Source organism: Selenomonas sp., assembly GCF_052169755.1.
In the GTDB taxonomy this organism is placed as follows: domain Bacteria; phylum Bacillota; class Negativicutes; order Selenomonadales; family Selenomonadaceae; genus Selenomonas.
This window is the reverse complement of record NZ_JBQNBV010000081.1, coordinates 1-9,636: the sequence shown is the minus strand read 5'-3', so window position 1 is coordinate 9,636 and position 9,636 is coordinate 1. Positions and strand designations below refer to the sequence as shown.

At 55.8% G+C, this 9,636-nt stretch carries 6 protein-coding genes; 5 read left to right on the top strand and 1 reads right to left on the bottom strand.

The genetic code is table 11. The annotated features are described in order from the left end of the window. Positions 1 to 391 precede the first annotated feature (391 nt). The 5 genes from ileS (at position 392) to ACTTKG_RS06820 (ending at position 8,398) form a co-directional block, all read left to right on the top strand. The gene (ileS, locus tag ACTTKG_RS06840) at positions 392 to 3,508 is read left to right on the top strand and encodes an isoleucine--tRNA ligase (RefSeq protein WP_442673486.1); all 3,117 of its coding nucleotides are present in this window, start codon (positions 392 to 394) and stop codon (positions 3,506 to 3,508) included. Positions 3,509 to 3,528: 20 nt separating this feature from the next. Further along, positions 3,529 to 3,945, top strand: a complete 417-nt coding sequence (gene tsaA, locus ACTTKG_RS06835) for a tRNA (N6-threonylcarbamoyladenosine(37)-N6)-methyltransferase TrmO (RefSeq protein WP_442673484.1) — start codon at positions 3,529 to 3,531, stop codon at positions 3,943 to 3,945. A 1-nt stretch (position 3,946) separates the two neighbouring features. Further along, the gene (locus tag ACTTKG_RS06830) at positions 3,947 to 4,237 is read left to right on the top strand and encodes a metal-sensing transcriptional repressor (protein WP_442673485.1); all 291 of its coding nucleotides are present in this window, start codon (positions 3,947 to 3,949) and stop codon (positions 4,235 to 4,237) included. A gap of 316 nt (positions 4,238 to 4,553) precedes the next feature. Then, positions 4,554 to 5,615 (top strand): HD-GYP domain-containing protein, encoded by a 1,062-nt coding sequence (locus ACTTKG_RS06825; RefSeq protein ID WP_442673483.1) that lies wholly within the window; start codon positions 4,554 to 4,556, stop codon positions 5,613 to 5,615. A gap of 164 nt (positions 5,616 to 5,779) precedes the next feature. Next, entirely contained in the window at positions 5,780 to 8,398 is a 2,619-nt protein-coding gene (locus ACTTKG_RS06820; RefSeq protein WP_442673482.1) for a heavy metal translocating P-type ATPase, read from the top strand. Positions 8,399 to 8,472: 74 nt separating this feature from the next. Here the strand turns inward: ACTTKG_RS06820 and ACTTKG_RS06815 are convergent, their stop codons facing one another. Next, positions 8,473 to 9,378 (bottom strand): Fic family protein, encoded by a 906-nt coding sequence (locus tag ACTTKG_RS06815; protein WP_442673481.1) that lies wholly within the window; start codon positions 9,376 to 9,378, stop codon positions 8,473 to 8,475. Between the last annotated feature and the right edge of the window lie 258 nt (positions 9,379 to 9,636).

The following is a 9,636-nucleotide window of genomic DNA, read 5'->3' as shown; positions in this document are numbered from 1 at the left end:
TTGCTGCCTTTTGCATATTTGCAAAAGGATCATCTTTCGTTCAACTTCCCAAGTGTTCATGGCGGTACTGTCATGTTGAATACAAATATAAGGAAATTGAGTCGTATTCACCTATATTCTTATTACGAGATTAGATTCTATTTTCCTGCTGATGATATATAAAATACGAGAAATCTTCCACGCAGATTTCTCGGAAGATAACACTTGGCTTTTTTGTTGTTTTGCGTTATTATTAGGAATGGAAAAAGAGATATGAAATGCTGAAGAAAACTGGCAGGAAAGTTTGCCTTCATCCTGTTTCGGGATGAAGGTTTTTTCTATGAAGCATGTATCGCATGGCGCTGCGCCGCTTTCCTGTACGTTGTACGATATTTTAGGAGGGAAAATCTTGCTGTATAAGAAGGTAGACACGACGTTGAATTGTGTCGAGCGAGAGAAGGAGGTCGAAGACTTCTGGAAATCGCACGACATCGCGCAAAAAGCGATCGACCAGCGTGCGGGCAAGGAGAATTTCACGTTCTACGACGGACCGCCGACGGCGAACGGCAAGCCGCACATCGGTCATGTGCTGACGCGCGTCATCAAAGACATGCTGCCGCGCTATCAGTCGATGAAGGGAAAGTGCGTCCTCCGGAAGGCGGGCTGGGATACGCACGGTCTGCCGGTGGAGCTTGAGGTGGAGAAGGCGCTCGGGCTCGACGGCAAGGATCAGATCGAGAAGTACGGTATGGAGCCTTTCATCAAGAAGTGCCGTGAATCTGTCTGGAAGTACAAGGGCATGTGGGAGGAGTTCTCCGACGTCGTCGGTTTTTGGGCGGATATGGAACATCCGTACATCACCTATGAGAACGATTTCATCGAGTCGGAATGGTGGGCGCTCAAGGAGATCTGGAAGCGCGGCCTTCTCTACAAGGGTCACAAGGTCGTGCCTTACTGCCCGCGCTGCGGTACGCCGCTTTCTTCGCATGAGGTCGCGCAGGGCTACAAGGATGTCAAGGAACGCTCTGCCCTGGTGAAGTTCAAGGCGAAGGGCGAGGACGCATACTTTCTCGCGTGGACGACGACGCCGTGGACGCTGCCGTCGAATCTCGGTCTCTGCGTCAATCCCGAGGTGGATTATGTGAAGCTGCGCGTCGGCGATGCGGTCTACTATCTCGCGGAAGCGCTTGTCCATACGGTCTTTGACGGCGTCGAGGGCGAGCGCGAAGTCCTCGCACGCATGAAGGGCAAGGAGCTGGAGTACCGCGACTATGAGCCGCTCTATCCGTATGCCGAGGGGAAAATTAAGAAAAAGGCGTTTTTCGTCATCTGCGACGACTACGTCACGACGTCCGACGGCACGGGCATCGTCCATACGGCGCCGGCGTTCGGCGAGGACGATAATCGCGTGTGCCGCAAGTACGACATGCCTTTCGTGCAGTTCGTTGATGCGAAGGGCGAAATGACGGAGGACACGGACTGGCCGGGCGTCTTTGTCAAGGACGCCGATCCGCTGATCTTGAAGGATTTGAAGGAGAAGGGGCTGCTCTTCAAGGCGCCCGTTTTCGAGCACAGCTATCCGCATTGCTGGCGCTGCGACACGCCGCTCGTTTATTATGCGCGTGAGTCGTGGTTCATCAAGATGACGGCGGTGCGTGACGAGCTGATTGCGAACAATGACACGGTCAACTGGATTCCCGAGAGCATCGGCAAGGGACGCTTCGGCGACTGGCTGGAGCATGTGCAGGATTGGGGCATCAGCCGCAACCGCTATTGGGGAACGCCGCTCAATATCTGGGAGTGCAGCTGCGGTCATCAGCATTCGATCGGTTCGATCGAGGAGCTTAAATCGTTGTCGGAGAACTGCCCCGACGAGCTGGAGCTGCATCGTCCGTATGTCGATGCCGTGACGATCCGCTGCGCCGAGTGCGGCGAAGAGATGCACCGCGTGCCCGAGGTCATCGACTGCTGGTTTGATTCCGGCTCGATGCCGTTTGCGCAGTGGCATTATCCGTTTGAAAACAAGGAGATTTTCGAGCGCCGCTTCCCGGCAGACTTCATCTCCGAGGCGGTCGATCAGACGCGCGGCTGGTTCTATTCGCTCATCGCCATCTCGACGCTGCTCTTTCATAAAGCGCCGTATAAGAATGTCATCGTCCTCGGTCATGTGCAGGACGAGAACGGGCGTAAGATGTCGAAGTCGAAGGGCAACGCTGTCGACCCGATGGACGCGCTTAGAAAGCACGGTGCGGATGCGATTCGCTGGTACTTTTATGAGAACAGCGCACCGTGGCTGCCGAACCGTTACCACGACGGCGCGGTGCAGGAAGGGCAGCGAAAGTTCATGGGCACGCTGTGGAACACGTATGCGTTCTATGTGCTCTATGCCAACATTGACAACTTCAACCCGCTCGATCATGCGCTCGACTACGAAAAGCTCGCCGTCATGGACAAATGGATCCTGTCGCGTCTTAACACGATGGTCAAGGCGGTCGATGAAAACCTCGCCGCCTACAAGGTCACGGAAGCCGCGAAGGCTTTGCAGGGATTTGTCGATGAACTGAGCAACTGGTATGTGCGCCGCAGCCGTGAGCGCTTCTGGGCGAAGGGCGATGGCAGCGATAAGGTCAACGCCTATATGACGCTTTACACGGCTCTTGTGACGACGGTAAAGGCCGCTGCGCCGATGATCCCCTTCATGACAGAGGCGATCTATCAAAACATCGTCTGCAGCATTGATCAGACGGCACCCGAGAGCGTCCATCTTTGCGATTTCCCTGTCGTACGCGAAGACTATATTGACGCATCGCTTGAGGACAACATGGAGATCGTCCTTGAGATCGTCGTCTTGGGGCGTGCGGCGCGAAATGCTGCGAACATCAAGAATCGCCAGCCCATCGGCAGGATGTTCGTCAAGGCGGCGCACGCGCTCGACGATTTCTTCCGCGAGATCGTCGAGAGCGAGCTGAATGTCAAAGAGGTCGTCTTTAAGAGCGACATGGAAGAGTTCTTGAGCTACAGCTTCAAACCGCAGTTCAAGGTCTTGGGCCCGAAGGTCGGGAAGAGGATCGGCGAGGTCAAGGCGGCTCTCGCGAAGGTCAACGGGCACGAGGCGAAGGACGAACTTGACCGCACGGGCAAGCTGAAGCTGGCGCTTCCTTCGGGTGAAGTCGTGCTGGAAGCCGAAGACGTCGAGGTGTCGATGGCGCAGACGGAAGGCTTCGTCACGGAGCGCTACGGCGCGGTCACGATCGCTTTGGAGACGACCTTGAGCCCCGCGCTCATCGAGGAAGGCTTCGTGCGCGAGATCGTCAGCAAGGTGCAGACGATGCGCAAGGAGAACGGCTTCGAGGTCACCGACCACATCAAGATCACGGCGGGAGGCAACGAGAAGATCGCAGCGCTCATGGCGAAGAACGAGGAGTACATCAAGCGCATCACGCTCGCCGACGCGATTTCCTATGACGATAATGTGACGGGCAAGGCATGGAACATCAACGGAGAGAAGCTGACGCTCAAGATCGAGTGACGGCGGAAGGAGGCATTCTTGTGGAGTTAAATCGTATCGGTATGGTGCATAGCCCCTATCAGAGTTTGCAGCAGATACCGCGCCAGGGTTTTTTCAGCGAGGAAGAGTCCGTCATCGAGATAGACGAGGCGTATGCGCCCGCGTTGGAGCATGTCGAAGAGCATGAGTGGCTCACGGTGCTCTACTGGGCGCATCTCGCCGAGCGCGACCGTCTCGTGACGACGCCGCCGAGCGGTACGCGTTCCTGCGGTGTGTTCGCCTGCCGTGCGCCGCATCGGCCGAACCCCTTGTCGCTCTGCACGGTAAAACTTCTGCGCCGCGAGGGCAGGCGGCTTTTCGTGCAGCATCTCGATGCTTTGGATGGCAGCGCCGTCATCGACATCAAGCCGTATGTCGATGCGGTTGGATTGGCGTGCAGGGAAAAGGACGGTGTGTGAGATGCACGCACATCCGCATCCGCACGTCCATCCGCATACGCAGACGAAAGCGGTGCTCAACCGCATGTCACGACTGATCGGACATCTCGAATCGACGAAGAAGATGATCGAGGACGGGCGCGACTGCGCCGATGTTCTCATCCAACTCTCGGCGGTCAACGCAGCTATCCTTGGCGTGGGAAAAGTCATTTTGAAAGATCATTTGGAGCACTGCATCGTCGATGCCGTCGAGCATGGCGATCAAGAAGCGCTGAATAAGCTGAACAAGGCGATCGACCAATTCATTCGTTAGGCGCGTCGGCAGGATAGAGTTTTGCCGTGAAGGACGATATGTGCAGGGCAGGCAGCGATTATGCGAAGGGATGTGTGCGCCGCCCTTACAGGAATATGGACGAGCCGTTTGTGCCTGTGCTTTGCCCTTTTTTGGGAATTCATGGGCAAAAAGTCGTTTCTTAAAAGAAAGCGAGAGTTTTTTCCGTACGATAAAGGATTTCCAGCTTTTGTAGAGAATTAAACAGAAGAGGACGAATTCGGAAAGGTTTCGAATCGATTCATGTACGGAAGAAACGCAATGTGATATATGCCGTTTCCCAAAGGAGGAGTTTGCTTTGAAAGCCGTATCCATCGAGGATCTGCATCCCGGAATGACCTTGGCGCGTACCATCGTCAACGACAACATGATCGTTGTGCTCTCGGAGAACACTGTTCTGACGAAGGCGCATATCACGCGTCTGGGATTCTTGAATATACCTGCGGTTTATGTCAAGGACGACTTTGAACTCACGACGACGCCCGTCGTCGGCGAGCCGTTGACGCGCAGCCATGCCTTTGTCGCTGAATATAAGGAAGTCGTTTCCGAGGCGCAGGACATCTTTAGTTCCGTTGCCAAGGATGACGAAGTGCCTGTTGAACGCACGACGGCGATGGTGCAGAGAGATCTCGCGCCTATGTCAAAGCAGAGCGGCGCTATCGACTACCTCTACGAGCTGAACCATCTCGCGAGCGACGTCTATAACCATTCCCTGCGCGTGTCCATCCTCGCGGGCGTTATTGCCAAGTGGATGCGGATTCCGACGAAAAAGACGCATGACATCATTATGGCGGGATTCATGCACGACATCGGCAAGACGAAATTCACCGAGCGTCTCTTGGAGAAGAATATCCAGACGCTCAAAGGCGAGGACTTGGAAGCGTACCGCAATCATCCGCGCGACGGCTTCAATATCCTCAGCGCCAACAAGGATACGTCTGAGGGTGTGCGTCTCGCGGCGTTGCAGCATCACGAACGCATGGACGGATCGGGATTCCCCTCGGGGCTTACGGGCAAGGATATTCACGAGTATGCGCGCATCATCGCCGTTGCGGACATCTACGACAATATCACGACGGAGCGTGAGGGCTATGTGAAGCAGACGCCGTTCAGCGCTATTGCGCAGATTTCCGAGGACATGTTCAGCAAGCTCGATCCCGCCGTCTGCATGCCGTTCCTCAACAACATCAAGCATGTGTTCCTCGGTTCGACCGTCACATTGAGCAACGGGCTTCAAGGCATCCTCGTCGGTTATCCCGAGGACTTTGCAGCGAATCCGCTCATTCGCATCACACAGGATCAGGTCGTCGATCTGAATGAGCACAAGAACATCAAAATCATCGAGTACAATCCGAAATAATCGGCTTTTGGGCATATCCGATTTTGTGAATGGCTGTATCGCCCCCGATGGGAATTCCCGCTCGGGGGCTTTTGTGCGCTTATTTGAAAGTTGTTCTTGACAAATGTCGCTTTGACGTATATCCTGTTTCAAACAGTCATAGGAAGTGTGGAGGTGTTTTTCTTATGACACAAAATGAAAAGTATCAGATCACGGGCATGTCATGCGCGGCATGCAGTGCACGTGTCGATAAGGCGGTCAGCCGCCTGGCGGGCGTCTATGAAGTGTCCGTAAACCTTCTGACGAATTCGATGCTCGTGAGCTACGATGCGCCTCTGACGTCGGAGGCAATCTGCGCCGCCGTCGAGAAGGCGGGGTACGGCGCGAGTCTTGCTGCCGACAAGAGAGCAGAGCGGGCGAAGGATATGCGAGAAGAGCGAGAGGCGCTTGAGGATCATGAGACGCCAAAGATCCTGCGCCGTTTCCTCGTGTCGCTCGCGCTTCTTTTGCCGCTTCTTTACGTTTCGATGGGACACATGCTTCTTGCTCTTCCCATCCCGCAGGTGATGGAGGACAATGCGCTCGTCGTCGGGCTTTATGAGCTTCTTTTTGCGGCGGCTGTCATGATCGTCAATCAGAAATTTTTCATCAACGGCTTTCGCCATGTTTTTTCAGGCGGCGTGAATATGGATACGCTCGTAGCGCTCGGCAGTGCGGCGGGCTTTGTCTACAGTACGGGCAATCTCTTCGCCATGCTTATCGCGGCGCGTGCCGGAGACTGGCAGAGCGTCGCGGCGGGCGGCATGGACTTCTACTTTGAGACGTCTGCGATGATCGTGACGCTCATCACGATAGGGAAGTGGCTGGAAAGCCGCAGCAAGGGCAAGACGACGAACGCCATTAAGGGACTCATGGATCTCGCGCCCAAGACGGCGCGGCTCGTGAAGGATGGTAAGGAAGTCGTCGTCGCTGCGTCGGAGGTCGCCGTCGGCGACGTCTTTCTCGTGCTGCCGGGCGAGAGTTTCCCCGTGGACGGCAAGGTGCTCGAAGGTGAGAGCGCCGTCAACGAGGCGGCTTTGACGGGCGAGAGCCTGCCTGTGGACAAGGCGCCGGGCAGTCTCGTGAGCGCCGCCACGATCAATCAGAACGGCGCTTTGACCTGCGAGGCGCGTCGCGTCGGCGAGGATACGACGCTGCAGCAGATCATCGAGATGGTGCAGAATGCCGCTGCTTCCAAGGCGGAGATTTCGAAGCTCGCCGACAGGGTGTCGGGGGTGTTTGTGCCTGTTGTCATCCTCTTGGCGATCATCACGGGCGTTCTTTGGCTGCTTTTGGGTGAGACGGCGAGTTTTGCGCTCGCTCGCGCCGTCAGCGTACTCGTCATCAGCTGCCCGTGCGCCTTGGGGCTTGCGACGCCGGTCGCCATCATGGTCGGCAGCGGCAAGGGTGCGAAGAACGGCATCCTCTTCAAGACGGCGGCGGCGCTTGAGACGACGGGCAAGGCGGACTTCGTCGTACTCGACAAGACGGGGACGATCACGGAGGGCAAGCCGCGCGTGACGGACCTTTTCCCCGCTGCAGGCGTCGGGGAAGAGGAGCTTCTTTGCGTGGCGGCCGCTTTGGAGTCGCAGAGCGAGCACCCGCTCGCCGCCGCCGTCCGGCGCGAGGCAAAAGAACGCGGCATTTCTTTCGAGAAAGCGCAGGATTTTCAGGCTCTGCCCGGGCATGGCGTCATGGGTACGGCGGAGCTTTCGGGCGAACGCCGAGAAATGATCGGCGGCAGCATGACGCTGATGAAGGACCGCGGGCTTCTGACAGCGGACATGAAAGCGGCGGCGGAAAAGCTCGCGTCGGAGGGAAAGACGCCGCTCTTCTTCGCCGCTGCCGATCGCTTGCTCGGCATCATCGCCGTCGCTGACGCCTTGAAGGCGGACAGCTGCGAGGCGATCGGGGAGCTTCTGCGCATGGGCGTGCAGCCCGTCATGCTGACGGGCGACAACCGCCGCACGGCGAACGCGGTCGGTATGAAGCTCGGCCTTTCTGCCATCGTCGCCGATGTCCTGCCCGACGGCAAGGAAGAGGTCGTGCGCCGTCTGCAGGAGAGCGGCAGGACGATCATGGTAGGCGACGGCATCAACGATGCGCCCGCTTTGACGCGCGCCGATGTCGGCATCGCCATCGGCGCGGGAGCTGACATCGCTATGGACGCCGCCGATGTCGTCCTCATGAAGTCCTCCCTCAGAGATGTCGTCGCAGCCATCCGCCTTTCGCGGCAGGTCATCCGCAACATCAAGGAAAATCTCTTCTGGGCGTTTTTCTACAATGTCATCGGCATACCGCTTGCGGCGGGACTTTGGCTGCCCGTGTTCGACGTTGTTTTGAGTCCGATGTTCGGCGCGGCGGCGATGAGCCTTTCGAGCTTCTGCGTGGTGATGAACGCTCTGCGGCTGAATTTTTTTGATGTTTATGACGATAGAAAGGATAAGCGAAGGATCTTGCGTGAACTGCCCGACTTCCTCTTGCAGACGGAGGTAAAAAAAGTCACGGAAGAAGTTTCGCAAATGCAGGCAGATGAAAAATTGGAGGCAAGTGCAATGACAAAGACAATTTCCATCGAAGGAATGATGTGCGGTCACTGCGTCGCGCATGTGACGCAGGCTTTGGAAGGCATGAACGGCGTGGAAAAGGCGGAAGTCAGCTTAGACGATAAGAAAGCCGTCGTCACCTTGAGCGCCGACGTTTCGGACAAGGCTCTTTCGGCGACGATCGTCGATGCAGGCTACGAGGTCGTCGGCATCAGCTGAGAAAGCGTGTGTGGGCGCGCCTCCTCTGCAATGGGGAGGCGCGTTTTTTATGAGAAAGCGGCTGAAAAGATGTCTCATGCTTCGAACATGAGCATCAGTTTTTTGAAGGCGTCCTGCCCGTCAAGGCAGGTGTCTGTCAGATAGCCCGGCTCTTTTTCCCATTCAGATAAGCCGCGATAATAGAACATCTTCTTGGAATCTTCGATGATGAATGGGACGATGGAATGACGCAGGCATTCTTTGAGCGCGACGAGTCTCCCGACTCTGCCGTTCCCGTCTTGGAAAGGATGGATGCGCTCGAAATCATGGTGAAAGCGGATGATGCTCTCAAGCGTAATGACGGCAAGCGATTCGTAAGCGGCAAGCAGCGCCTTCATCCGAGCAGGAACATCCTTCGGCTTTGTGGTTTCACGACCGCCGACCACGTTCGCTTTTTTCTTGTAATCGCCGATGGCGAACCAGTCGAGGGCGGCATCTTTCGTGCCTTGTTTGAGGATGCGGTGCAGCTCCTTTATGATTTCCTCTGTGAGCGGCTCTTCCGCTTTGTCAAGCACATAGTCTATGGCGCGGAAGTGATTGACCGTTTCGATGATGTCGTCGACTAGGAGCCCTTCGGCGACATCGACCGTGTTCGTTTCAAAGATCATCCTTGTCTGATCTTCACTGAGCTTGCTTCCCTCAATGTGATTCGAATTGTACGTCATGCGGATCTGAAGCTCGTGATACAGGCCGCCCGACATACGGACGCTTTTCTCATCGCGAAGCAGTTGGAGCAGAGCATTGTCTGAAACGGTTCGGCAGAGCGCATCCGTAGTGCAGCCGAGGAACGCGGCGATTTTTTCAAGCACACGACGGGAGATTTTTTCACCGCGTCCGATTTTGGCGACGGTTCGAGAAGAGATGCCAAGCTGCGTGGTGAGCGCTGTCTTTGTCAGTTTCTTGGTCTTTAATTTTTGCAGGAGCCCAGCATAAGAAATCATACGAACACCTCTTTCCTTTACTTATTATGACATATTGGGTGGAAAAGTAAAGGCTTTTCCGTAAAAAAGTAAAGGTGCGCCGATAACTGCTAAAATTCATCGACGCTCTTTTCGATCATTGCGTGAGGCTGCAAAGAATCTGCCGCTTTGTCGGACGCCGTTTTTCAAGGGTTGCTGCACATAAATGATGTGCGGCAGTTTTCTTTTACCATGAAGCCCCAAGAGGTCAAGCCGAAGGCGCAGACCGATTGGCTAGGC

Bases quoted from the DNA above. Each gene is read 5' to 3' on its own strand.
- ACTTKG_RS06830 (WP_442673485.1), top strand. From the start codon at position 3,947: ATGCACGCACATCCGCATCCGCACGTCCATCCGCATACGCAGACGAAA.
- ACTTKG_RS06820 (WP_442673482.1), top strand. From the start codon at position 5,780: ATGACACAAAATGAAAAGTATCAGATCACGGGCATGTCATGCGCGGCA.
- ACTTKG_RS06815 (WP_442673481.1), bottom strand. From the start codon at position 9,378: ATGATTTCTTATGCTGGGCTCCTGCAAAAATTAAAGACCAAGAAACTG.